Source organism: Comamonas sp. AG1104, from assembly GCF_003350425.1.
GTDB lineage: Bacteria > Pseudomonadota > Gammaproteobacteria > Burkholderiales > Burkholderiaceae_C > Comamonas > Comamonas testosteroni.
The window spans coordinates 612,200-637,557 of the sequence record NZ_QQAS01000001.1 but is presented as its reverse complement, the minus strand read 5'-3'; the positions used below and the strand labels follow the sequence as shown (position 1 = coordinate 637,557).

General features: G+C 63.1%; 22 protein-coding genes and 2 riboswitches. Of the genes, 15 read left to right on the top strand and 7 right to left on the bottom strand.

All coding sequences use genetic code 11. The features are described 5' to 3' along the window. From imuA to DFO48_RS02770, 5 genes are all read right to left on the bottom strand, one after another. Positions 1–924 (bottom strand): translesion DNA synthesis-associated protein ImuA, encoded by a 924-nt coding sequence (imuA, locus tag DFO48_RS02790; protein WP_114862444.1) that lies wholly within the window; start codon positions 922–924, stop codon positions 1–3. 283 nt (positions 925–1,207) lie between these two features. Continuing rightward, complete coding sequence (locus DFO48_RS02785; protein WP_114862443.1) at positions 1,208–2,560, bottom strand: HD-GYP domain-containing protein; 1,353 nt, start codon at positions 2,558–2,560, stop codon at positions 1,208–1,210. Positions 2,561–2,756: 196 nt separating this feature from the next. After that, positions 2,757–3,395, bottom strand: coding sequence for a 3-oxoacid CoA-transferase subunit B (locus DFO48_RS02780; protein ID WP_003079436.1), 639 nt, complete (start codon positions 3,393–3,395; stop codon positions 2,757–2,759). Between the two features lie 30 nt (positions 3,396–3,425). Continuing rightward, entirely contained in the window at positions 3,426–3,902 is a 477-nt protein-coding gene (locus DFO48_RS02775) for a DUF3806 domain-containing protein (RefSeq protein WP_003079438.1), read from the bottom strand. A gap of 3 nt (positions 3,903–3,905) precedes the next feature. Continuing rightward, positions 3,906–4,604 carry a CoA transferase subunit A gene (locus DFO48_RS02770; RefSeq protein WP_034375901.1) on the bottom strand — a complete coding sequence of 233 codons (699 nt, stop codon included), beginning with the start codon at positions 4,602–4,604 and terminating at the stop codon, positions 3,906–3,908. A gap of 74 nt (positions 4,605–4,678) precedes the next feature. Here DFO48_RS02770 and DFO48_RS02765 point away from each other — a divergent pair, with 74 nt between their 5' ends. Together DFO48_RS02765 and katG are read left to right on the top strand one after the other, a co-directional pair. Beyond that, positions 4,679–5,221, top strand: coding sequence for a PAS and helix-turn-helix domain-containing protein (locus tag DFO48_RS02765; protein WP_003055436.1), 543 nt, complete (start codon positions 4,679–4,681; stop codon positions 5,219–5,221). A gap of 343 nt (positions 5,222–5,564) precedes the next feature. Beyond that, complete coding sequence (gene katG, locus DFO48_RS02760; RefSeq protein ID WP_114862442.1) at positions 5,565–7,766, top strand: catalase/peroxidase HPI; 2,202 nt, start codon at positions 5,565–5,567, stop codon at positions 7,764–7,766. Positions 7,767–7,872: 106 nt separating this feature from the next. On the opposite strand, the gene DFO48_RS02755 is transcribed toward katG, so the two are convergent. Further along, a complete protein-coding gene (locus tag DFO48_RS02755; RefSeq protein WP_003079448.1) occupies positions 7,873–8,121 on the bottom strand; it encodes a hypothetical protein in 249 nt (82 codons plus the stop codon). Positions 8,122–8,276: 155 nt separating this feature from the next. Between DFO48_RS02755 and DFO48_RS02750 the strand changes: the two genes are divergently transcribed. The 5 genes from DFO48_RS02750 (at position 8,277) to DFO48_RS02730 (ending at position 14,184) form a co-directional block, all read left to right on the top strand. After that, positions 8,277–8,747 carry a CopD family protein gene (locus DFO48_RS02750; RefSeq protein WP_114862441.1) on the top strand — a complete coding sequence of 157 codons (471 nt, stop codon included), beginning with the start codon at positions 8,277–8,279 and terminating at the stop codon, positions 8,745–8,747. Positions 8,748–8,969: 222 nt separating this feature from the next. After that, entirely contained in the window at positions 8,970–9,545 is a 576-nt protein-coding gene (locus DFO48_RS02745) for a MarR family winged helix-turn-helix transcriptional regulator (protein WP_199406938.1), read from the top strand. A gap of 60 nt (positions 9,546–9,605) precedes the next feature. Further along, a complete protein-coding gene (locus DFO48_RS02740; RefSeq protein ID WP_114862439.1) occupies positions 9,606–11,090 on the top strand; it encodes an efflux transporter outer membrane subunit in 1,485 nt (494 codons plus the stop codon). Positions 11,091–11,241: 151 nt separating this feature from the next. Continuing rightward, positions 11,242–12,555: an HlyD family efflux transporter periplasmic adaptor subunit gene (locus tag DFO48_RS02735; protein WP_003079458.1), complete on the top strand. Its 1,314-nt coding sequence runs from the start codon at positions 11,242–11,244 to the stop codon at positions 12,553–12,555. Positions 12,556–12,570: 15 nt separating this feature from the next. Beyond that, the gene (locus DFO48_RS02730) at positions 12,571–14,184 is read left to right on the top strand and encodes a DHA2 family efflux MFS transporter permease subunit (protein ID WP_034349652.1); all 1,614 of its coding nucleotides are present in this window, start codon (positions 12,571–12,573) and stop codon (positions 14,182–14,184) included. 68 nt (positions 14,185–14,252) lie between these two features. On the opposite strand, the gene DFO48_RS02725 is transcribed toward DFO48_RS02730, so the two are convergent. Beyond that, complete coding sequence (locus DFO48_RS02725) at positions 14,253–14,582, bottom strand: hypothetical protein (RefSeq protein ID WP_003079464.1); 330 nt, start codon at positions 14,580–14,582, stop codon at positions 14,253–14,255. 149 nt (positions 14,583–14,731) lie between these two features. Between DFO48_RS02725 and DFO48_RS02720 the strand changes: the two genes are divergently transcribed. The 8 genes from DFO48_RS02720 (at position 14,732) to DFO48_RS02685 (ending at position 25,148) form a co-directional block, all read left to right on the top strand. Continuing rightward, positions 14,732–15,814: an MBL fold metallo-hydrolase gene (locus DFO48_RS02720; protein ID WP_003079466.1), complete on the top strand. Its 1,083-nt coding sequence runs from the start codon at positions 14,732–14,734 to the stop codon at positions 15,812–15,814. 13 nt (positions 15,815–15,827) lie between these two features. Further along, positions 15,828–16,406: an energy transducer TonB gene (locus tag DFO48_RS02715; protein ID WP_003079467.1), complete on the top strand. Its 579-nt coding sequence runs from the start codon at positions 15,828–15,830 to the stop codon at positions 16,404–16,406. Between the two features lie 88 nt (positions 16,407–16,494). Then, positions 16,495–16,604, top strand: a riboswitch (glycine riboswitch). A 19-nt stretch (positions 16,605–16,623) separates the two neighbouring features. Continuing rightward, a riboswitch (glycine riboswitch) is annotated at positions 16,624–16,749 on the top strand. A 64-nt stretch (positions 16,750–16,813) separates the two neighbouring features. Then, positions 16,814–17,950: a glycine cleavage system aminomethyltransferase GcvT gene (gcvT, locus tag DFO48_RS02710; protein ID WP_199406937.1), complete on the top strand. Its 1,137-nt coding sequence runs from the start codon at positions 16,814–16,816 to the stop codon at positions 17,948–17,950. A gap of 122 nt (positions 17,951–18,072) precedes the next feature. Beyond that, positions 18,073–18,447, top strand: coding sequence for a glycine cleavage system protein GcvH (gene gcvH, locus DFO48_RS02705; protein WP_114862437.1), 375 nt, complete (start codon positions 18,073–18,075; stop codon positions 18,445–18,447). 47 nt (positions 18,448–18,494) lie between these two features. Beyond that, positions 18,495–19,046, top strand: a complete 552-nt coding sequence (locus DFO48_RS02700) for a hypothetical protein (protein ID WP_003079473.1) — start codon at positions 18,495–18,497, stop codon at positions 19,044–19,046. A 90-nt stretch (positions 19,047–19,136) separates the two neighbouring features. Continuing rightward, a complete protein-coding gene (gene gcvP / locus DFO48_RS02695; protein WP_114862436.1) occupies positions 19,137–22,040 on the top strand; it encodes an aminomethyl-transferring glycine dehydrogenase in 2,904 nt (967 codons plus the stop codon). 244 nt (positions 22,041–22,284) lie between these two features. After that, positions 22,285–24,465, top strand: coding sequence for a response regulator (locus tag DFO48_RS02690; RefSeq protein ID WP_114862696.1), 2,181 nt, complete (start codon positions 22,285–22,287; stop codon positions 24,463–24,465). Positions 24,466–24,485: 20 nt separating this feature from the next. Then, positions 24,486–25,148, top strand: a complete 663-nt coding sequence (locus DFO48_RS02685; RefSeq protein WP_114862435.1) for an RluA family pseudouridine synthase — start codon at positions 24,486–24,488, stop codon at positions 25,146–25,148. Positions 25,149–25,358: the final 210 nt, after the last annotated feature.

The following is a 25,358-nucleotide window of genomic DNA, read 5'->3' as shown; positions in this document are numbered from 1 at the left end:
TCATGCCTCCGTCATCCAAGGCGAGGCCGCTGCAGGAGCTGCGGCTGTCATGCGCCCTTGCATGAGCATGGCGGCCTCTTCGCTCTGGCGCGCATGTCTTTGTGCCTGTGCCTGCAGCACGGGCTGCCAGGCCCACTTTGAAAGCGGGAGCTGTATGGGGCGCTCCAGCAAAGGCCCACGGCGCTTGAGTATCTGTATCTGCAAACCCGGCGCCTGCTGGGCAGCGGAGTCTGCCGTGACTCTCTCCAGTCTCAACCGCAATGCGGCGGGAGAGCTGCACGGCTCGGCCTGCAACTCCTGCCATAGCCACAGAGGCCGGCCCTGCGACGCGGCAGCCAGCTGCAAGCGGCGTAGCGTGGACGTTGGAAGTTCAGGCAACCAGGCCAGCACCGCCAGCACATCCCGGCAATGCAGCGCCTGCTCGCAGGCCCAGGCCAGATCCTGGGCACTGCGCCCCGGCTGCACCGCGCACAGCCGCTTTGCGTCAATGCCGGCGGCCTGCAAGGCCGGGGCGAAGGGCAGATAGGGCGGAGCCACCAGCACCAGTTGCCCCATCCGCGCATCCCCGCGAGAAGCCGCATGCTGCCGCACTCCTGCGGCCAGCGCGGGCAACAGCAAGGCCCACTCCGCATGGCAGTGCGCGGGTTGCTGCAGCTGAATCAAGGCGTTGCCGGGCCAGCCACCACCGGGCAGCTCGCAATCCAGCGCTGCATGACCGCTGGGCCAGACATTGCCGCAGGCATCCTGCTGCCAGTCCGTGCCGCGCCAGACACCGGGAATCTGTATGGCGGACAAATGCGGGTGGCCCACAGCTTGCAGACCCCGCTGCACGCCCTGCTCTGCACCAACCTGCTGCCGGACGGACGCCGTCATGCCTGGCTGTGAGCCAGGGCGGGCCAAGGATGTCTGGGACTGGATGTGCATGCGAAAACTCTTTGATACTGTACAAATATACAGTTATCTGAGTTTCTGCGCAAAACAAAGCCCTAAGACTGGTAGAAGATGCTGCCAGCCTTTGTTGATCGGGCATCGCACGCTATTAAAAATACTTTTTCAAAATGCCGCCAGCAGACACGGCAAAGCACGCCGCGCCGCGGCGTGATGCACAGAATATTGAAGAAATACCCATGTAGCGCCCGTCGATAAAGCGCCTGCAGCTATCAAACTTGAGGACAGCCGTTTCGAGCGAAGCTCGTGGTCAATGCCGTCAATTGAGCGACTGCGTGTCGACATTCATGGCCGAAGTGCGGCCTGCCTGCGGCATCAGCTGAGCACAGGCCTCGCACCATTCGGCCACGGCGACTTCCAGCGTGGAGCCACCCTGCCCCAGCGTGGGCCAACGGCGCAGGCAGTCGTTCATGATCGCCTGCAGCTGCCACAGGGCCTCGCGGTTGACCAGGGCCAGCTCGCTCATGCCCATCGCATCATCCTTGAAGAATCTCAACACATCCAGCTGCTGGCTGGGGTGGGAGCCTGCCTCGGCCAGCTGTTTCTGCAATTGCGCAAGACTGGCCTCCACGGCCACCGCCGCCTGTGCGTCGGGCATTTGCTGCCAGTGCTCGGGAAAGTCACGCCTGAGTTCGCTCCATTTGCGCAGCGCAGCCTCCAGGGCCGCAATGCTGTGAGAGAACTCAGCCTGAAGCGGCGCCAGCGGCTTGCCGGGACTGATTTCGTCGTAGAGCAGCGGCAAAATCAGGTGCACCAGATCGGCCGGATAGCTCTTGTGGTTCATCCGCAGCATGAGCGACAGGCGCTGACCCGGCATGTCCGTGAATTTCTCGAAGAAGGCCGAGACCACCTCGGCCAGCAGCAGCACCTGCCCCATGGGCGAAATGGCGTTGCCCTTGATGCCGCGCGGATAGCCGGAGCCATCCATGCGCTCATGGTGCTCGAGCACGGCGATTTCCACGGCGCGCGAATACAGTTCGGTGCTGCGCACCACCAGCATGGCGGTGACGGAGTGCGCGACCAGATGCTTGCGTTCCTCGCCGCTCAAGCGATGGTCCGGGTCGGTCCAGACCGGGTCCATATAGAGCATGCCCACATCGTGCAGCAGCGCAGCCGTGGCCAGTGGCACGCATTCGCGCTCGGTCCAGCCGTTCTTGAGCGCCAGAAAGATCGCCACCAACGTCATCTGCAGGCTGTGGTGGTAGAGGTCGGAGCGCTGCTCGCGCATGACGGTGAGCTTGAAGGCAATGGCCTGAGGCAACAGCAAACTCTTGAGCGGCGCGAGCAGACGCTCGATATCACCGATGGACGCCACCATGCGGTGCAGCAGATCGACCTGCTCGCATTGCTGGCGCGCCAGAGCGACCAGGGATGCCACGTCGACCAGGTCGCCCGTGATCAGGTTGGCATCGATGGGGTCACGCAGCTTGTGCATGACCAGACGGTCATAGAGACGGCTGTCAACACGTGTGCCTTTGTCCACCAATTTCATGCCCTTGTCGGTATAGATTGCATCGCCTGTCATGACCTCCGTATGCTCGGCCATATCGGTGACCGCGCGCAAAAAATGTACATCGGTCTCGTGCCCCTGCGCACCAGCGTTCTCACTCATCAAAGCGCTCTTTTTCTGTCTGCTCAATCAAACTCAATTGTTGCAGATTGCAATAATTTGTGGGCCACAATTAAAGCAAAAACAGCTTACATCGCTTGTCTCATCAACCCTGGCAGCTATTAATTCTGCTGATTTCGCAGAAAAGGCATAAAAAAAGAACCGCCGCAGCGGTTCTTGCCCGGGAGCGCAGCGCCGCTTATTTCAGCAGCGTGACACCCGTCTTGGACTGGATCTCGTCAAAGCTCACGCCCTCGGCCAGCTCCACCAGCTTCAGGCCTTCGGGTGTCACGTCCATCACGCCCAGATCGGTGATGATGCGATCCACCACGCCCAGACCCGTCAGCGGCAGGGTGCAGCTGGGCAGGATCTTCAGGTCGGTCGTGCCGTCCTTTTTCTTGGCCACATGTTCCATGAGCACGATGACGCGCTTGACGCCTGCCACCAGGTCCATGGCTCCGCCCATGCCCTTGACCATCTTGCCGGGAATCATCCAGTTGGCCAGATCGCCTTTTTCGGACACCTGCATGGCGCCCAGAATGGACAGATTGATCTTGCCGCCGCGGATCATGGCAAACGACTGGTCGGAGCCGAAGATGGCCGAGCCGGGAAGCGTGGTCACGGTCTGCTTGCCGGCATTGATCAGGTCGGCGTCGACCTGGTCTTCGGTCGGGAAGGGGCCGATGCCCAGCATGCCGTTTTCGGACTGCAGCCACACTTCCTTGTCGCCCGTGTGGTTGGCCACCAGTGTGGGAATGCCGATACCGAGGTTGACGTAGAAACCGTCTTCGAGTTCTTGGGCCGCGCGCGCGGCCATCTGGTCTTGGGTCCAGGGCATAAGAGCCTCCTGAATAAATCTTGATTGACGTTATTGGTAGTCGCCGGAATCGATCATGGGCTGCAGGTGCGAAATCACACCATCGAGCAAGTGCAGCAGATCGACGCTCTGGCCGTCTTCGAGCCGTTTGAGGACCATGTCGCGAGCCCCCACCTGGATGCTGGTTTCGCGGTAGCGCACAACGGGGTCGGTTCCCCACTCGTCGCTCACCATATGCCAGTCCATATCGTCCATTTCGCAGCTCAGCGCGTCCCCCAGCACCACGCCCAGTCCTCGGGCCAGCAACAGGTTGTCGGCCGATACCAGGCCTCGATCGAGCAACTGCTGCAACTGCGCCAGGCCAGAGCGGTCCATGCTCCAGTCGCTCAGCCCCAGTTCACGGGCCGCGACCTGGCACACCAGCAAGCGCTCGCGGTCCAGTTGCTCCAGCTCCTGCGCAGCCAGCGCACGAAAGATTGGCAGGTCGGCCTGGGCGGCAGCCTCGGGCGAATGGGACGAATCCACCATGGTTCAGGCTTCGCGCACGGTGCGCTTTTCGATGCGCTTTTCGGGATTGGCGTTGTGCACGATGCGGTGCACATAGATGCCGGGCAGATGGATGTCGTCGGGGGCGATCTCGCCCACTTCCACCAGTTCTTCGACCTCCACCACGCAGACCTTGCCGCAGGTGGCTGCCGCAGGGTTGAAGTTGCGCGCCGTCAGGCGGAACTGCAGATTGCCGCTCTTGTCCGCGCGCCAGGCCTTGACCAGGGACACATCGGCCACGATGGCGTGCTCCATCACATAGGTCTCGCCGTCGAACTCGCGCAATTCCTTGCCCTCGGCCACCAGCGTGCCCACACCGGTCTTGGTGAAGAAGGCGGGAATGCCCGCACCGCCGGCGCGCATCTTCTCGGCCAGCGTGCCCTGAGGCGTGAATTCCAGCTCCAGCTCACCAGCCAGGTACTGGCGCTCGAACTCCTTGTTCTCGCCCACATAGCTGGAGATCATCTTCTTGACCTGGCGGGTGTCCAGCAGCTTGCCCAGACCAAAGCCGTCCACGCCGGCGTTGTTGGATGCCACCGTGAGGTTCTTGACGCCGCTGGCGCAAACCGCATCGATCAGGGCCTCGGGGATGCCGCACAGGCCGAAGCCGCCAACGGCCATCAATTGCCCGTCGGCCACCACGCCCTGCAGTGCCGCTTCTGCGGATGGGTAGAGCTTTTTCACACATGTCTCCTTGAAATTGGATGCGCTACGATACTACGTACTTGAGTAAGTAGTTTTTCGTAAAGAGCAGTACCATGGTTGTGGATTACCGGCTGGCGTTCGACGCCGCCCCTGTAGGTCTCGTCATCTCGCGCAACCGCATCATGATTGACTGTAATCGGCAATTGTGTGAAATGTTCCATGCATCGCGCGAAGTACTCATAGGACAGACCTTTCAGGTGCTATACCCCAGCGTTGACGAATACGAGCGCCTGGGCGCGCGCATTGCCCCGATTCTCAACACCACAGGCATCTATTCCGACAACCGCATCATGAAGCGCGCCAATGGCGAGGTGTTCTGGTGTCATGTCAGCGGCCGCACGCTGGACCGCAACGATCCCCATGCCTCGGGCATCTGGAGCTTCGAGGACCTCTCGGCCCACCGCCCCGTCAAGGCCGAGCTCACGGGCCGCGAACGCGAAGTCGCTGCACGTCTTCTCGAAGGCATGACCAGCAAGGAAATCGGCAAGGCACTGGCCATCAGCCATCGCACCGTGGAAATCTACCGCGCCCGGCTGATGCGCAAATACGGTGCCTCCACCGCAGCCGATCTGGTGCACAAGCTGGTCGCCGGCTGAGCCGCTGCCACAGCTGAGGCCAGGTAGGTCAACGACCTGATTTGATGGCTCATGCTTGTGCAAACAGGCTGCCTCGCATACGCTTTAAAAGTCACAGTCTCAGTCACTTTGCGAAGTACCTGAACCCGTCTTTGCGTCGGCTCAAGACTCGACCCACATTTCTTCCTATGGCGCTGCTTAGTAATTTCAATAGCACAACACGCGCTTCAGGCCAGCCGCGCACCGATAATTCATCTCAACCAATCGCTAATAGCTATTGAGTTGAATTTATTGATATCAATCATTGATTGATATCTGTTTCCTGGACCTACCGACCTGTCGGATCGTTGAAACGGAGAGCCCCATGACTACTGAATCCAAGTGCCCCTTCCACCAAGGACAGAACAGCGAAACCGCCGCCGCAGGCAACGCCACCAGCAACAAGGACTGGTGGCCCAATCAGCTGCGCGTGGATTTGCTGAGCCAGCACTCCGCCAAAAGCAACCCCTTGGGTGAAGACTTCAACTACGCCCAGGCTTTCCAGAAGCTGGACTATGAAGCCGTCAAGCGCGACCTGCGCGCCCTGATGACCGACTCGCAGGATTGGTGGCCCGCCGACTTCGGCCACTACGGTCCCCAGTTCATCCGCATGGCCTGGCACGCAGCAGGCACCTATCGCATTCAGGACGGTCGAGGCGGCGCGGGCCGCGCCCAGCAGCGCTTTGCCCCGCTCAACAGCTGGCCTGACAACGTCAACATCGACAAGTCGCGCCGCCTGCTGTGGCCGATCAAGCAAAAGTACGGCAGCCAGATTTCCTGGGGCGACCTGATGATGCTGTGCGGCAACGTTGCACTGGAAACCATGGGATTCCGCACCTTCGGCTTCGGCGGCGGCCGCGTGGACACCTGGGAACCCGATCAGGATGTGTACTGGGGTGCAGAGAAGGAATGGCTGGCCCCCACCCAGAACCCGAACAGCCGCTACAGCGGCGAGCGCGACCTCGAGAACCCGCTGGCCGCCGTGCAGATGGGGCTGATCTATGTCAACCCCGAAGGCCCGGACGGCAATGGCGACCCTCTCTCGGCCGCGCATGACATCCGCGACACCTTTGCCCGCATGGCCATGGATGACGAGGAAACCGTGGCGCTGATCGCCGGCGGCCACACCTTCGGCAAGACCCATGGTGCGGGCCCCGCCAGCCATGTGGGCGCCGAGCCCGAAGCCGCCGGCCTGGAAGCCCAGGGCCTGGGCTGGGCCAGCAGCTACAAGTCCGGCAAAGCCGGCGATGCCATCACCTCCGGCCTGGAAGTGACCTGGACCCAGACTCCTGCACAGTGGAGCAATTTCTTCTTCGAGAACCTGTTCAAGTACGAATGGGTGCAGGAAAAAAGCCCTGCGGGTGCCATTCAGTGGGTTGCCAAGGACGCTGGCGATGTCATCCCCGACGCGCATGGCGGCCCCCACAAAAAGCCCACCATGCTGACCACCGACCTGTCGCTGCGCATGGACCCGGCCTATGAGAAGATCTCGCGCCGCTTTCTCGAAAACCCACAGGCTTTCGCCGAAGCCTTTGCCCGCGCCTGGTTCAAGCTGACCCACCGCGACATGGGCCCGCGTGCACGCTATCTGGGCCCCGAAGTACCCCGGGAAGAGCTGATCTGGCAAGACCCCATCCCCGCCGTCAAGCATGAACTGGTCAACGACGCCGATGTGGCCGCCCTCAAGGCCAGGCTGCTGGCATCGGGTCTGTCGGTGCAGGAGCTGGTGGCCACGGCCTGGGCATCGGCCTCCACCTTCCGCGGCTCGGACAAGCGCGGCGGCGCCAACGGTGCCCGCATCCGCCTGGCTCCGCAAAAGGACTGGGCAGCCAACAACCCAGCGCAACTGGCCAAGGTACTGGGCAAGCTCGAGGAAATCCAGCGCGAGTTCAACAAGGCTGCCGAGGGCGACAAGCGCATCTCGCTGGCCGACCTGATCGTGCTGGCCGGCAGCGCGGGCGTTGAAAAAGCGGCCGCAGACGCTGGTGTGAAGATCAACGTGCCCTTCACTCCCGGTCGCGGCGACGCCAGCGACGAGCAGACCGATGCAGAATCCTTCGCGCCGCTGGAGCCCAAGGCCGACGGCTTCCGCAACCACCTGCAAGGACGCTTCCCGGCACCCGCCGAAGCCCTGCTGATCGACAAGGCCCAGTTGCTGACGCTCACGGCCCCCGAGATGACCGTGCTGATCGGCGGCCTGCGTGCCATCAACATCAACACCGCCGGCAACCACGGCGTGCTGACCCAGACTCCGGGCAAGCTGACGAACGACTTCTTCGTCAATCTGCTTGACATGGGCACACAGTGGCAGCCTCTGGAGGATGGCAACTACGAAGGCGTGGACCGCAAGAGCGGCGCCAAGAAGTGGACCGGCACCCGCGTGGACCTGGTCTTCGGCTCCAACGCCGTTCTGCGCGCCGTGGCCGAGGTCTATGCCGAAAAGGGCAATGAGCAGAAGTTCTACCAGGACTTCGTCGCCGCCTGGGTCAAGGTCATGGAGCTGGACCGCTTCGACCTGAAGAAGTAACAGGGCGCACCGGGGTGAAAGCCCCGGCTCCAGGAAAATCCCAAAAGAAAGAGCTGCCAGCGCCTGTCAATCAAGCGCTGGCAGCTCTTTTTCCAGGCGCAACACATCACATCTCCAGCTCGACTGCTTCCTGCGACAGATCCCAGCCCAGCACAAAGACTTCGTACTGGTTCTGTCCGCTGTCGTCGCTCCAGACCTCGGGACCGAACTCGCTCATATTGCCGCTCAGGCTCAGCCCTTCGCGCAGCGCGCTGGAATCGGTCTGCTCGGCCAGCACAAAGCGGCCGTTGCCGGTACGCAAGGCGACCCGCCCTGAAGACTGCTTGAAGGCGACGACGGTGGCTTGTTCTGGCATAAGGACTCCTGTGCCATTGCTGGCTGTTTTTGGTTGCAGCCAAGTCTAATCAGGCCTGGGCAAAGCGAAAGCCCTGCTATTTCGGCCTGTGTGTTCCATCCGTAGGACGATCTCCGTTAGGCTTGCGATATCTCCCCAATCAAGCCCCACAAGCCATGCTTTTCATTCTGTTCAAACTTCTGCACCTTCTGGCCATCATCATCTGGGTGGGCGGCATGTTTTTCGCGCATTTCTTTCTGCACCCCGCCGTCCAGGGTCTGCAGCCGCCCGAGCGCGTGACGCTGATGCATGGCGTGCTGCAGCGCTTTTTTGCCTGGGTCATGGTGCTGGTGGTCGTCGTGCTGGCCACCGGCATCGGCATGATTGGCAGCATTCACGCCATGGCCGCCCAGGCCGGCGGCCAGTTCAACATGCCGGTCAACTGGATTGTGATGAGCATTCTGGGCCTGGTGATGATGGCCGTGTTCGGTCATATCCGCTTCGCACTGTTCAAGCGCCTGAATGCGGCCGTGCAGCTCAAGGACTGGCCCGCAGGCGGCAAGGCGCTGCAGAGCATCCGCAAATGGGTCTCCTTCAATCTGGCCCTTGGCCTGGTGATCGTGGTCGTGCTGCGCGTTCCGCTCTGAGCCTCCTTTCCCCTGCCCGCACCCGCCCGGTCTCCATGACCGGGTTTTTTTTTGGGGCTGCGCCAGATTCATGCACATAACAACAAGACGCAAACTGCTTTTATTTTCATAGCAAGCGGTACAAGCACGCCAAGGCCCGATATCTCGCTGCTCAAACCTTGCTGACATTTTTTTGCAGCTGCACAATAATTGCCGACTCAATCATTGACCAAGCAAATATTGGTGGCGCCATTGCAAAACCAGACCGACCCCATCATCGACCCGCAGGACGAATCCAGCTTCTTCTACCAGGCAGGGGTCTACGCGCCGGACAAAAGCATTGGCTTTCTCATGCGGCGTGTACTGAGCTCCATCCTGCAGCTGGCCGACGCTCAGCTGGCCGAGCAAGGACTGACCTATGTGCAGTGGCTGCCGCTTTACAAGCTGCTGATCTGCTCCGACACCAACAGCAGCACGCTGGCCAAGGACCTGGGCATGGACCCGGCTTCGGTGACGCGCGCGCTGGACCGCATCGAGGCCAAGGGGCTGCTGCGCCGCGAGCGCTCCACCACCGACCGGCGCGTGGTGCATCTGGTACTCACCGAGGAAGGGCGCAGCGTCGCCACCCAGGTGCCCAAGGTGCTGACCAAGGTACTCAACGGCCATCTGCGCGGTTTCAGCCACAGCGAATGCACGCTGATGCTGTCCATGCTGCAGCGCATGCTGGTCAACGGCGATGCGCTGCGCGAGGCCCTGACCCAGGAGCCGGGCAAGCCCCCCATCCAAACGAACGAGGCAGGCCGCGATCCCAGGCACTAGGCTGGCCTGCTGCCTTCTTTTTCACCGCCCTATTTCAATAAAAACCACTGGCACTTTTCCATGACCTCTAGACCATCACGCAAACCCGCCACCGAGTGCGCCCCTGGCCATCCGCTGCTGGCAACCGCAGCACTGGCCGCCGTGCTCGCGCTGGCAGGCTGTGCCTCGCAAGGGCCGGCGCACCAGCCGCTGGCACGACTGGGCTCGGCCGATGTCGGCCTGAACGACTCCGCCAGCCTCAGCGCTGCGGACGCCACGGCACTGGCCTCCTCCCAATGGTGGACAGGTCTGGGCGATGCCGAGCTCAATCAGCTCATCGATCAGGCCCTGGCCGGCAGCCCCAGCCTGGCCGCCAGCAACGCCCGCTTTGAAAAAGCCGCAGCCCTGGCCACGGCCAGCAGCACGGCCAGCGATGTGCGCGGAACGCTGAGCGCCGACGCCACACGCCAGCGCTACACGGCCAACGGCATGATTCCCGCCCCCATTGCGGGCAATATCTACAACAGCGGCAATCTGCAGGCCGGCCTGTCCTGGTCGCCCGACTTCTTCGGCAAGCATGCCGCGGACCTGCAGGCCGCGCTGGGCCAGGCGCGTGCTGCCAAGGCCGACAGCGCCGCCGCCGCCAACCAGCTGGCCGCACAGGTGGCACGCAGCTATATCGCCCTGGCCCGGCTGATTGCCCAGAAGGAAGTGGCACAGCGCACGCTGGGCCAGCGCCAGTCACTGCTGAACCTGAGCGAGCAGCGCACCCGAGCGGGTCTGGACAGCCAGGTGGAGCTGACCCAGGCCCAGGCCGGCATGCCCGATGCCCAAACCCAGATCGAGATGCTCGGCGAGCAGATCACGCTGGCGCGCCGCACGATTGCCGTGCTCTGCGCCCAGGCGCCCGATGCGCAAAATGCGCTCTCGCCCAGACTGTCGGTGCTGCGCATCCAGCCCGTTCCCCAGGCTCTGGGCGCGGATCTGCTGGGCCGCCGCCCCGATGTGGTTGCCGCGCGCTGGCGCGTGGAAGCGGCCACGCAAGGCATTGAATCGGCCAGGGCCGACTTCTACCCCGATGTGAACCTGACCGCCTTTGTGGGCCTGAACGCGCTGGGCCTGGATAATCTGCTGCAGGGCAGCTCGCGCCAGATGGGCATCACGCCTGCGCTGCGCCTGCCGATCTTCGACGGCAAGCGCCTGCGCGCCCAGCTGCGCGGCAAACAGGCCGATCTCGACACCGCCATCGCCCAGTACAACGGCGCCGTGCTCGATGCCGTCAAGCAGGCCGGCGACGCCATTGCCTCCGTGCAATCGCTGCAGCGCCAGCAGCAGCTGCAAACCGAGTCGCTGTCCAAGGCCGAGCGGGCCTATGACTTTGCCGTGCAGCGCTATCAGGCCGGCCTGGGCAGCCAGATCACCGTGCTCAACACCGAAACCCAGCTCATCAACCAGCGCCGTCTGGCCGTGGACCTGCAGGCGCGCGAGCTGGACACCCGAGTGGCCCTGGCCGCAGCCCTGGGCGGCGGCTGGAGCGACGACACCCCGGCTGTTGCCCTGCAATAAACATCGGACTCAACAAAATCAATAGCTGCTATCGCCCTACTGTCATTGAATTCAAGGCAGAAACACTCTCAATTCCTTTATTGACAAGCGCTAGCAGCTCCTCTTTTTCAATAGCGCAAAACCGCTTCACAGATAACAAAGCGCCAACATCATGACCGACACCAAGCCTACTCAGAACGCTCCTCAAGCTCCTGCGGCAGCCACGCCCAGCGCCAACCCTGCGGGCCGCCGCAAGGGCCTGACCATCGTGGCGGCCGCTGTCGCCGTGGCCGCCATCGCCTGGGGCGGCTGGCACTGGATGGTGGCCCGCAACTACCAGACCACGGACAACGCCTATGTGGCAGGCAATGTGGTGCAGATCACGCCCCAGGTCGGCGGCACCGTGATCAGCATCGGCGCCGACGATACCGACTATGTCAGGGCCGGCCAGCTGCTGGTGCAGCTGGACCCTGCCGACTATCTGGTGCAGCTGGCCCAGGCCGAGTCGCAACTGGCCCAGACCGCGCGCCAGACCCGCACCCTGTATGCCAACAACGCCCCGCTGGCCGCCCAGGTAGCCCAGCGCGAAGCCGATCTGCTGCGCCTCAAGGCCGATGCCGCCAAGGCCAACGACGATGTGGCGCGGCGCCGCCCCCTCACGGCCACCGGCGCCGTGGGCAAGGAAGAGTTTGACCATGCCAAGGCTCTGGCAGCGGCCGCCAGCAACGCCGTGGCGGCCGCCGAAGCCGCCGTGCGCGCGGCCAAGGCCCAGCTGACGGCCGCCGAAGCCCAGACCAAGGGCACGACGGCCGAGGACTTCCCCGCCGTCATGGCGGCCGCAGCCAAGGTGCGCGAGGCCTATCTGGCCCTGCAGCGCACGCGGCTGATCGCGCCCGTGGACGGTTTTGTGGCCAAGCGCGGCGTGCAACTGGGCCAGCGCGTGGCCGCCGGCTCGCCGCTGCTGACCGTGGTCGATCTGCACAAGCTCTGGGTGGATGCCAACTTCAAGGAAAGCCAGCTGGCCGATCTGCGCATGGGCCAAAAGGTGGAGCTGACCGCCGATGTCTACGGCGACAAGACAACGTACGAAGGCAAGGTCGTGGGCCTGGGCGCAGGCACGGGTGCGGCGTTTGCGCTGCTGCCCGCGCAGAACGCGACCGGCAACTGGATCAAGGTGGTGCAGCGCGTTCCCGTGCGCATCAGCCTCGAGCCCGAGGCGCTCAAGCAGCACCCGCTGCGTGTGGGCCTGTCCATGGACGTGAAGGTCGATATCCGCGACAAGGACGGTCAGGCCCTGGCCAGCACGCCGCGCACCGAGCCCGTGGCCCAGACTACCGTCTATGACGGCAGCCTGGCCCAGGCCGAGCAGCGCATCCAGCACATCATCGCGGGCGACAAGCTGCCGGCGCTGACCCAGCTGGCCGACCTGCCCGCCCCGGTCGCACCCGCTCAGCCCGCCCAGTCCGCAGCCCAAACTGCGCAATAAGACGCGGAATCAGCCATGACTTCCACGACCTCTGACGACCCCGGAGCTGGCGCCTCGCCACCAGCCCCGGCGGCCCGCCCCATGCCGCCAGCCATCGCCCCGCTCAAGGGCGCGCAGCTCGCCCTGGGTACGCTGGCGCTATCGCTGGCCACCTTCATGAACGTGCTGGACTCCTCCATTGCCAACGTGGCCATTCCGGCCATCTCCGGCGATGTGGGCGTCAGCCCCAGCCAGGGCACCTGGGTCATCACCAGCTTTGGTGTGGCCAATGCCATCTCAGTGCCGCTGACGGGCTGGCTCACCCAGCGCTTCGGCGCCGTGCGCCTGTTCACCATGAGCGTGCTGCTGTTCGTGCTGACCTCCTGGCTCTGCGGCTTTGCCTCCTCGCTGGAGATGCTGGTGCTGTTCCGCGTGCTGCAAGGCGCCGTGGCCGGCCCCATGATCCCGCTGTCGCAGACCCTGCTGCTGTCCAGCTATCCGCCCGCCAAGGCCGGTGTGGCGCTATCGCTCTGGGGCGTGACCACGCTGGTCGCGCCGGTGGTCGGGCCACTGCTGGGCGGATGGATCACGGACAATATTTCCTGGCCCTGGATCTTCTACATCAACGTTCCCGTGGGCCTGCTCTCGGCCCTCATGACCTGGAGCATCTACCGCAACCGCGAAACGCCCACGCGCAAGCTGCCTATCGACACCGTGGGCCTGTCCCTGCTCGTGCTCTGGGTGGCGGCGCTGCAGCTGATGCTGGACAAGGGCAAGGAGCTGGACTGGTTTGCCTCCAATGAAATCATCGCCTTTGCGGTGATTGCCGTGGTGGCCTTTGCCGTCTTCGTGGTCTGGGAGCTGACCGACGCCCATCCAGTCGTCGATCTGCGCCTGTTCAAGCGACGCAACTTCGCGGCTGGCTCGATCGCGCTGTCGATCGCCTATGGCCTGTTCTTCGGCAATGTCGTGCTGCTGCCGCTGTGGCTGCAGCAATGGATGGGCTACACCTCCACCTCGGCCGGCCTGGCCCTGGCGCCGGTTGGCCTGCTGGCCATCCTGCTCACGCCAATGGTGGGCCGCAAGGTCGGTGTCTGGGATCCGCGCAAGATGGCCACGATTGCCTTCATCGTGTTTGCCATGGTGCTGTGGATGCGCTCGAAGTTCACCGTGGAGACCGACTTCGCCCATATCCTGATTCCCACGCTGATTCAGGGCGGTGCCATGGCATTTTTCTTCATTCCGCTGACCACCATCACGCTGAGCGGACTGACGCCGGACCGCATTCCTGCCGCCGCTGGTCTGTCCAACTTCGTGCGGATCACGGCTGGTGCCATGGGAACCTCGATTGCCACCACCCTGTGGGAAAGCCGGGCTTCCATGCACCATGCGCATCTGACCGAGTTGCTGGTGCAGGGCCAGGGCACGTTTGCCAGCACGGTCAGAAATCTGCAGGCAGCGGGCATGAGCGCCGAGCAGGCCTATGCCCAGATCAACCGGCTGATCGATCAGCAGGCCTTCACACGGGCCGCCGACGACATCTTTCTGGCATCGTCCTTTCTGTTCCTGAGCCTGATCGTGCTGATCTGGTTCACCAAGCGCCCGGCCTCTGCCGCAGGAGCCTCCGACGCGGCCGCCGGCGCACACTGACAAACTTCAGACAGAATGGGCTGCAAGCGATTGATCCACAATCGCTTGCAGCTATTTTTCTGAAGTTTCTAGGTGCCGGCAGCCTGCTTGTCCAGGCGCCGCAAAAACACCTGCAGCTCCTTGACGACCTGGGCATCGCCCTTGGCCTGAGCGCAGCTCAGCCCTTGCTGCCAGGCGGCTCGCGCCGCCTGCGCATCGCCCAGCGCCAGCTCCACCCTGCCCAGCTGCTTCCAGGCGACGGAGTATTCGGCATCCAGTGCCGTGGCCTTGCGCAGATGCTCGCGCGCCACGCCCATCAGCTCCTCATCGGCATAAGCCTTGCCCAGGGTGTAACGCAGCAAGGCACCGTCCTTGCCGGCAGCCAGCAGATTTTCGAGATTCAGAACCATGGGATTCATTGTGCTTGCTCCTCCTCGAGCAAGTGTCGCATCGGTCCCATGCCAGTGCCCGAATGGCCGTTGCCGCGATACGGCCTCTTGCAAGTTCGCTCTTGCAGCGCAGCAAACCGTCCCAAACTGCGGCAAATGTCTTACTAAGGCGCCCGATCTTGTTTCGCAAACCAAGCCTCTCCACCCCCATCGCCGACTACGAGGACTCGCCTCAGTATTCAGGCGGGCGCTTTCGCAACACGTATCCACGTCCGGCTGACGGCCCCAAGCCTGATGCCGGGACGCTGTGGAAGTTCTTCTTCAACAAGCCGGCCGATTCCGAGCCGGGCAAGGCGCTGCCCGTGCTGCCGCTTAGCACGGCCGAGCTGAACCTCGCGCCCGAACGCAGCCTGTATCGCCTGGGCCATTCCACCTTGCTGATGAAGCTGCGCGGCGGCTGGTGGCTGACGGACCCGGTGTTTTCCGAGCGTGCCTCCCCACTATCGTTTGCCGGCCCCAAGCGCTTTCATGCCCCGCCGATTGCCCTGGACGAGTTGCCTGCCTTGCGCGGCGTGCTGCTCTCGCATGACCACTACGACCACCTGGACCGAGCCACCATTCGAGTGCTTGCGCCCAAGGTAGGCGTTTTTCTCTGCCCTTTGGGAGTGGGAGACAGACTGGCGGCCTGGGGCGTGCCGGCCGACAAGATCGTGCAGCACGACTGGTGGCAGGGCAGCGAGGTCGACGGCCTGCGTTTCACGGCCACGCCCGCCCAGCATTTCTCTGGGCGCAGCCTGCGAGACGGCAACCGTACGCTCTGGTCTTCCTGGACCATAGAAGACCGCCAGGCCGACAGGCCGCTGCGCGTTTTCTTCAGCGGCGATGGCGGCTACTTCGACGGATTTGCCGAAATCGGCAGGCGCTTCGGCCCCTTCGATGTCACATTGATGGAGACCGGAGCCTACGACGCCCACTGGCCCTATGTCCATATGCATCCGGCCCAGACCATGCAAGCCCACCGGGATCTCGGCGGCCAATGGCTGCTGCCCATACACAACGGCACTTTCAACCTCGCCATGCATGCCTGGTGGGATCCCTTCGAGCAAATTCTGAGTCTGGGCAGGCAGCACGGCATAGAGATCGCCACGCCCATGATGGGCGAGCGCCTGGACCTGAGCGCTCCGCATGCCGGCTCGGCCTGGTGGCGTGCCTGTGCCGAGGTCGATATCAAAGGACTGGATCTGCGCCCTGCGCAACCCTGAAAATGCTGCCGACATGGCCGACAATGCCCTCATGGACATTTCGCGCACTTCACACCTTGCCGCAGCCCTGGCCACCTTGCTGCTCGGTGCCTGTTCCCACCTCTCCGATGGCAGTCAGCCCAAGCTGCCTCCGGATGCCGGCACCCCGAGCACGGTTTCCGAGCGGCCGGAGCCGACGCCGGCTCCGTCATTGAACACGCAGCGCAAGCGGTCACAGAGCATGGAATGGCCCGCCTGGATCAATGCAGATTGCACACCCCCCGCCCAGCTCGATCAGCAACCCCGGCCACGCCGCCACACCACGCCCTCCATCAGCGCCCACTGGTTTCCGAACGGGCTGGAAACCACGGTGGTCTTCCGCCTGGAAGTCACGGCTCAGGGTCAGCTCGGCCGTGTGGCCTATCAACCTGCCGATGCCGATCCCCGCATCGTGAATTCCATCATGCGCTCGCTCAAGCTCTGGAAGTTCAAGCCCGGCATGCGCCAGGGCCAGCCCGTGGCAGCCTGCTTCGAGCAGCCCTATCAGTTGGTGTTTCCACGCCAGGAGATTGAGCTCCCCGAGCCTCCATCCTTGAATACCGAGACACGATGAGCGCACAGGCCCAATCCCGGCGATCTGTGCTCGAAAACCCCAAAATCCACTAATTGCGGTGGTGCAGGCACCCTGCCCGCCGCTAGAATCGCCAACGTCAGGAGAGAGTGCCTGCAGCTTGAAGCTGCCTTGCACCGCCGAAGGCGCAGACCCCCACCCGGAGTCAAAACGCTCAGGCAAAAGGACTGACAAACGCTGCAAGGTGTGCGAGCCTGCAGCGTCCCTTGCTGGAGAGAGATGCAGGCCGTCATTTCGTATGTGCGCCAGCATCCACCGAAGGAGCAAACTGTCCGCGAAAGCAAAGACAGTGAATCTCTCAGGTAAAGCGGACAGCAGGGCAAGCCCGCCAAGCATGGCCCAGTCATGCATGGCCACTCATTTGGTTTTGACCACCGGAGCGCTTGCCTGTGACTGCTGCTGCCACTTCTTCCGATCTGCGTTCCACGCCGCTGTTTGCCCTGCACCAGAAACTGGGTGCCCGCATGGTGCCGTTTGCCGGCTACTCCATGCCCGTGCAATACCCTCAAGGCCTGATGGCCGAGCATCTGCACACGCGCAAGGCCGCCGGCCTGTTCGATGTCTCGCACATGGGCCAGTTGCTGTTGCGCGGCCCCGATGCCGCCGCCGCGCTCGAATCGCTGATGCCCGTCGATGTCATCGACCTGGGCCTGCACAAGCAGCGCTACGGACTGCTGCTCGATGAGCAAGGCGGCATTCTCGACGACCTGATGTTCGTCAATCGCGGCGATGATCTGTTCCTCATCGTCAACGGCGCCTGCAAAGAGGCCGATATCACCCATATCCAGAGCGGCATCGGTAACCGCTGCGAGGTCGTCCCACTGCCCGAGCGCGCCCTGCTGGCCCTGCAAGGCCCGCAAGCCGCTGCGGCCCTCTCGCGTCTGATTCCCGGTGTGACGCAACTGGTCTTCATGACCGGCAATCACTTTGACTGGCAAGGCCATGCGCTCTACATCACGCGCAGCGGCTATACGGGCGAGGACGGCTTTGAAATCTCCCTGCCCGGAGAAGCAGCCGAAGCCTTTGCCCAAGCTCTGCTGGCCCAGCCCGAGGTGGCCCCCATCGGTCTGGGCGCGCGCAACTCGCTGCGCCTTGAAGCCGGACTTTGCCTGTACGGCAACGACATAGACACCAGCACCACCCCGGTGGAAGCCGCGCTGAACTGGGCCATGCAGAAGGTGCGCCGCAGCGGCGGCGAGCGCGAGGGCGGCTTTCCCGGTGCGGCCATCGTGCTGGAGCAATTGCAGAACCCTCAGTCGCTGCGCCGCAAGCGCGTGGGCCTGATCGCGCTGGAGCGCATTCCCGTGCGCGAGCCCGCCGTGCTGGAAAACATGGACGGACAGCATATCGGCCACATCACCAGCGGCCTGCTCAGCCCCACGCTCAACCAGCCCGTGGCACTGGCCTATGTCGAGCCCGACTACGCCGCCATTGATACGGAAATCTTCGCCATGGTGCGCGGCAAGCCCGTGCCCATGAAGGTGGTCGCCACGCCATTCGTTCCCACCCGCTACTACCGCGGCTAGGTCTGCCGCCGTGCATGAGACGGGCCACTTTGCCAAACAGCCGCCAGAACACCGCTAAAGTGCGAACTGGACCTTTCTCAAACAACACCCGATTCCCCTGAATCCCCCATCTGGAGCTTTCCATGAGCATCAAGTATTCCAAAGAACACGAGTGGATCAACGCCGCTGACACCAATGCCGCCATCGTCGGCATCACCGTACACGCACAGGATGCGCTGGGCGATGTGGTGTTTGTGGACCTGCCTGCCGTGGGATCCTCCTTCAAGGCCGGCGATGTGGCTGGCGTGGTCGAATCCGTCAAGGCCGCTGCCGATGTCTACATGCCCGTGACCGGCGAGATCGTCGAAGTCAACGAAGCCCTGCGCGATGACCCGTCTCTCGCCAACAGCGACCCACTGGCCGCGGGCTGGTTCTTCAAGGTCAAGATGAGCAATGTGGGCGAGCTCGAAGCTCTGATGGAAGAGACCGCCTACAACGACTTCGCCAAGGACAACTAAGCGTATCAACGGCCCTCGCATTGCGAAGGCCGTTTTTGCATGCAGCCATGAGCACCATTCTGTATTTCGACGATCCGGACATCGGTCTCGCCCGCGAGACCAGCCACCCGACCTTTGCGCGCATCGCGGCCCAGGACTTCTATTACGACTGCGGTGACGACTTCAGCCCCTTCGGCAACGATGATGGCAGCGACACGCTGGCCGCACTTGAAGAGTGGTACCAGGAGCAGACGGGCGGCAAGCCCGCCAAGGCGCTGCGCTTTCTGCGTCAGCAACTGAGCGACTGGGATCTGCCCGTGCCCCAGGACATGCTGGCTCAAGACGAAGCTGCCAAGGCCCAATGGATGGCCAGCGACGACATGAACCAGATCTATCTGCGCTCGGTCTGTCGCGCCCACGTGGCCACCGCCTTTGGTCAGCTCAAGATCACAGGCAGCATCGATGCCGATCTGCACCAGCAAGCCCTGCTTGCCCTGGCCTGCCAGCAATGGCTGAACACCGTGGCGCGCAGCAAATATCCCGATTGGGAATATGCCGACCAGGAAAGCGAACGCCTGGCCCTGATGAACACCGCGCTGGAACAAGCCAGCACTGCTTGAAGCACCGGCCGTATGCCTTCAGGCATACGGCATTCACGCATGCCTGGCATGCAAACCGTCAGTCACAGTATTTGAGAATAGGTCCCTCCCATGCTGATGTCGCCTCCCGCCCCCGTCGCTTCGCTGGAAGCGCTGGAAAACAGCCAAGAATTCATCCCCCGTCATATAGGCCCGGACGCCGATGAGCAGCAAAAAATGCTGGCCGCCATCGGCAAGCCATCGCTGGACGCCTTGATCCGCGATGTGATGCCCGACTCCATCGCTCGCGCCAGGCCCATGGATCTTCCGCCGCCGATTACTGAAGCCGCTGCGCTGGCCGAACTCAAGGCCATCGCCAGCAAGAACCAGGTGCTGAAGAGCTTTATCGGCCAGGGCTATTACGGCACGCACACGCCGGGCGTCATCCTGCGCAACATCCTCGAGAACCCCGCCTGGTACACGGCCTACACTCCCTACCAGGCCGAAATCTCACAAGGCCGCATGGAGGCGCTGGTCAACTTCCAGACCATGGTGACCGACCTGACCGGCATGCCGATTGCCAATGCTTCCATGCTGGACGAGGCCACGGCAGCCGCCGAGGCCATGGCGCTGGCCAGGCGCTCTGTCAAATCCAGAAGCCATCGCATCGTGCTGGCCGGCGATCTGCACCCGCAAACGATTGAAGTCATCGAGACCCGCGCCCGGCCGATCGGCATCGAAGTGGTGATCGCCAACAGCCAGCAGGAGTGGGATGCCGCGCTGGCGGGCGACCTGTTTGCCGCCGTCATCCAGTACCCGGCCTCCAGCGGCTGGATCGTGGACTGGAAGGCCGATGTGCAAGCCATTCACGCCAAGCAGGCGGCCGCCATCGTGGCCACCGACCTGCTGGCCCTGACACTGCTGACACCGCCCGGCGAATGGGATGCCGATATTGTCGTGGGCAACAGCCAGCGCTTCGGCATGCCCATGGGAGCAGGCGGCCCGCACGCGGCCTTCATGGCCTGCCGCGACGAATACAAGCGCAGCCTGCCCGGCCGTCTGGTGGGTGTCAGCGTCGATGTGCATGGCAAGCCCGCCTACCGCCTCGCGCTGCAGACACGTGAGCAGCATATCCGCCGCGAAAAGGCGACGTCCAATATCTGTACGGCCCAGGTCCTGCCGGCCGTGATCGCCAGCATGTATGCCGTCTACCACGGCCCCCAGGGACTGAAGCGCATTGCCCAGCGGGTGGCGCGCCTGACGGCGATCCTGAGCCGGGGCCTGGCAAGGCTGGGCTTCAGCGCCCATCACCACGACACAGCCTTCGACACACTGAGCCTGCATACCCGGGATGCAACCGATGCCCTGGCGGCTCGTGCCGTATCCCGAGGCGTCAATCTGCGCAAGGCCTGGAATGAATATCTGTGCATCAGCCTGGACGAAACCACGACCCGGGCCGATGTCGAGCTGATCTGGAGCATCTTTGCCCAGGAGGGTCAGGCTCTGCCCACCATCGAGGCCATGGACGAAGGCCCTACCTCACTGATCCCCGAATCCCTGCAGCGCAGCACGGCCTATCTGAGCCACCCGGTCTTCAACACCCATCACTCCGAAACCGCCATGCTGCGCTATATCCGCAGCCTCAGCGACAAGGACCTGGCCCTGGACCGCAGCATGATCCCGCTGGGCAGTTGCACCATGAAGCTCAATGCCACCAGCGAGATGATCCCCATCACCTGGCCAGAGTTCGCCGACATCCACCCGTTTGCTCCTGCCAGCCAGCTGCAAGGCTATGCCGAGCTGGACCAGCAACTGCGCGACTGGCTGTGTCAGGCCACGGGCTACGCGGGCATCAGCCTGCAGCCCAATGCAGGCAGCCAGGGCGAGTACGCAGGTCTGCTGGCAATCAAGGCCTTCCATGAATCACGCGGCCAGGCGCACCGCAATATCTGCCTGATTCCCAGCAGCGCCCACGGCACCAACCCGGCAAGCGCGCAGATGGTGGGCCTGCAGGTCGTGGTCACCCAATGCGACGACAACGGCAACGTGGACATGGCGGATCTGAAGCTGGCCTGCGAGAAGCACAGTGCCAATCTGGCCTGCATCATGATCACCTACCCCAGCACGCACGGCGTGTTCGAGACCCAGGTCAAGGAGCTGTGCCAGCTGGTGCACAGCCATGGCGGCCGCGTCTATGTGGACGGCGCCAATATGAACGCCCTGGTAGGTCTTGCCGCGCCCGGCGAGTTCGGCGGCGATGTCAGCCATCTGAACCTGCACAAGACCTTCTGCATTCCTCACGGCGGCGGCGGCCCCGGCGTCGGCCCCGTGTGCGTGGTCGAAGATCTGGTGCCCTTTCTGCCTGGGCATGCCACCGCAGGCGACGTCCGCCAGGTGGGCGCTGTCAGCGCAGCGCCTCTGGGCAATGCAGCCGTTCTGCCGATCAGCTGGATGTATATCCGCATGATGGGCGAGCCGGGTCTGAAGCTGGCGACCGAAACCGCCATCCTCAACGCCAACTACATCAGCGCGCGGCTCAAGGAGCACTTCCCCACGCTGTACGCGGGCGAATACGGACACGTGGCCCATGAATGCATTGTGGATCTGCGCCACTTCAAGGACAGCTGCGGCGTGATGGCCGAGGACGTGGCCAAGCGCCTGATCGACTACGGCTTCCATGCACCCACACTGTCCTTTCCCGTGCCCAACACCCTGATGGTGGAGCCGACCGAGAGTGAAAGCCTGTATGAGCTGGACCGCTTCATCGAGGCCATGATCGCCATCCGCGCCGAGATTGCCGAGGTCGAGGCCGGCAGACTGCCCCGGGACGACAACCCGCTCAAGAACGCACCCCATACGGCAGAGGCCTTGCTGGCCGCCGACTGGCACCATGGCTACAGCCGCGAAGCCGCCGCCTATCCCGTGCCTGCCCTGCGCCGCGCCAAGTATTGGAGCCCCGTGGGCCGCGTCGATAACGTCTATGGTGATCGCAATCTGTTTTGCAGCTGCGTGCCCATGGACGCTTACGAAGACTGATAGCCAAGGTCTCCGCCCCAAGCCAGTGCGTTCCGCCGCACTGGCTTTTTTATGCTCAATCAATGCCGAACGCCTGCCAGCCCATCGCTGCTCGCCAGCAATCAGTGCATTCACAACATCAATGCAATCCGCGTTGCTGGCGCCAAACCGAGCACCGAGTTGCCTGAATACCGGTTGACTGTCCGCCTTTTTCAAGGGCAACTGCAGGGACCGGCTTACACTGCCGATGTCTTCCGCCTGTCTCATGAGCTCCTCTGAACCCACTTCCCCACCCTTGCTGCCTGTAATTGATGGCGGCCTGCCTCTGCATGCCCTGCTGGCCCCTGGTGCTGCGCCGCTGGGCCTGAGCGCCAGCACCCAGCCATTGGTGCCCGAGGATGAAGACCCGCTGCAGGCCCTGGTAGCGGAGTTGCGCAACTACCAGCACGAGCTGGAGCTGCAAAACGAGGTGCTCAATTACAGCCAGGCCGTCGCCGAGAGCGCATCGGAGCGGTTTGAAACGCTGTTTGCAAGTATTCCGCTGCCGCTGCTGGTGGTTGATGAATACGATATGGTGGTTCAGGCCAATGCCATGGCACACCGCGCTTTTCAGCCCACCGAAAAAGACCGGTTGCTGATCAACTTCAAGCCCTTTGTCCATGTCAACGACGCAGAGCGCGTGACCACGGCCTTCGAGCAGGCCAAAGCGCTGGGACGCGCCGAGGTACACGAGGTTCTGTTCCAGATCACCGAAGAATTCGAGCTCTGCGGCGACCTGCATGTGGCCGGCGTGGTCGTGCCCCAGCAAAACGGTCCAGCCACCTGGCAGTATTTGTGTGCCGTTGTCAATCAAGGCCCGCTGCTTGCCGAGCGCAAGGCGCTGCAAGAGCGCAACCAGCAGCTTTATGCCAGCGAGAGACGGCTGGAGTCGGTCATCAACTCCGCGCTGGACGCCATCATCTGCGTCGACCAGCACCAGCGCATCACCGTCTTCAATCCCACGGCGGCGGCCCTGTTTCTGTGCTCGCCTCAGGATGCCCTGGGCAGCCCGCTGGAGCGCTTTCTACCCGATGCCGCCCGGGCGCTGGCTTTTTCCTCGCTGACCACACAGGCCGTGCTGGGCGAGATGACGGGTCTGACCCTGTCGGGGCGTGAGATTCCCATGGAAATCAGCGTCTCCTTCGAGCACCACAGCAGCGGCGACACCACCACCATCTTTGCGCGCGACCTGACCAGCCGCAATCGCGCCGAAGCCCAGCGCAATGTGCTGGAGACCCAACTGCGCGAATCCCACAAGATGCAGGCCGTGGGCACCATGGCCGGCGGGATTGCCCACGACTTCAACAACATCGTGGGTGCAATCCTGGGCAATGTGGAACTGGCCAAGGCCGATAGCTGCGGCAACCCGGCCGCCATGGAAAGCCTGCGCGAGATCGAAAAAGCCGGTCGCCGCGCCCGAGATCTGGTGCGCCAGATTCTGACTTTCAGCCGCAATGACCTGCCTGAACGCCGTCCGGTTCAGGTGCAGGAAGTCATGTCCGACACGGCTCGCCTGCTGCGCGTGACTCTGCCTCCCTCCATAGAGCTTCAGGTGCAGGAGTCCAGCGATCTGCCGCCGCTGCTGGCCGACCCCACCCAGGTGGAGCAGGCGCTGTTCAATCTCTGCAACAACGCCATGCAGGCCATTGGCAGTCAGCGCGGCATCATCCAGATGCGAGCCATGCGCATTGCTCCCGACAGCTACCAATGCGAGCGCCTGGGTCTGCCCGTGGCCGAATACCTGGTCTTTATGGTGCAGGACTCCGGCCCCGGCATGGACGCCGTGACCCAGAGGCGCATCTTCGAGCCTTTTTTCACCACCAAACCGGTCGGCCAGGGCACAGGCCTGGGCCTCTCGGTCGTACATGGCGTGATGCGCACCCATGGCGGCGCTGTCGATGTACACAGCGAACTGGGCCAGGGCAGTTGCTTCACGCTGTACTTTCCGCTCAGCGACCCGACTTCCAGCCACTGTGCGCTGCCGCCCATGCGCATGGACAAACCCGAAGCCCCGCTGCCCGAACCTGTCCTGGCCACGCGCCCCAGCCATGTCATGTATGTGGACGACGATCAGGCCCTGGTCTTTCTGTTTCAGCGCCTGCTGCGCCGTCGCGGCTATGAAGTCTCGGGCTTTACCGATCCTCACGAGGCCATGGCCGCCCTGCATGAGGAGCCACAGCGCTTTGACCTCATAGTCACCGACTACAACATGCCCGGCTTCAGCGGCCTGGACCTGCTCAGACAGGCTCTGCAGATCAGCCCTCAACTGCCGGTTGCCCTGGCCTCCGGCTATGTGACGGCCGAAATCGAGCAGGCCGCGATTGCAGCCGGCGCCCGGGCCCTGATCCACAAGCCCAACGATGTGCAGGAGTTCTGCGCCACTGTTCATGAACTGCTCAACCCCTGAAACAATCGATAGCTGCTTGAATGAGTGCGTTGAACTGTGTGTATGAAGACGAGCACCTGCTGGTGCTTGACAAGCCCTCCGGCCTGTTGTGCGTGCCCGGTCGCGGCCCCGACAAGCAAGACTGCCTGAGCCTGCGAGCCCTCCGGCATTTCGGCGATGCACTGGTCGTGCATCGGCTCGATCAGGCCACATCCGGTCTGGTCGTCATGGCTCGCAATCCGGCCGTCCAACGCCAGCTCAGCCAGGCCTTTGCCGAGCGCAAGGTCGACAAGCGCTATATCGCCGTAGTGGCCGGCGAATTGCAGGCGCACAGTGAAGCAGCGGATACCAGGGGCTGGCAACTGATAGACCTGCCGATTGCGGCCGACTGGGAGCGTCGGCCGCTGCGCGTCATCAATCACGAAACCGGCAAAAGCAGCCAGACGCTGTGGCGGGTGATCGAGCACACCACTCAATCTGGAATACCCGGCACCCGGGTTCTGCTGAGCCCGTTGACGGGCCGCACCCATCAGTTGCGCCTGCATATGGCTGCCATAGGCCACCCCATGCTAGGCGATGCGCTATATGCCAGCGAAGCCGTGGCCAGCGCCAGCCCGCGCCTGCTGCTGCATGCTGCAGCACTGGAGCTGTCGCACCCGGTCACCGGTGAACTGCTGCAGCTAAAAAGCGAGCCTCTTTTTTAAGCCCCATCAAATCAGCAGCAGCCGTCAAGCTCTCAAAGTTGCCTCGCCGCAACAGATAACCCTTCAGCGCTGCACTGAGGCAGGGCAGAAGCCTGCACAAAAAGACCGCTGATGCAGACACTTGCAGCACAGTTCAGGCCTGGACTGTGCATATACATCACAAATGCAGGCTGAGCCATAGCCCTTGGGTAATAGCTGCTATGCACGACA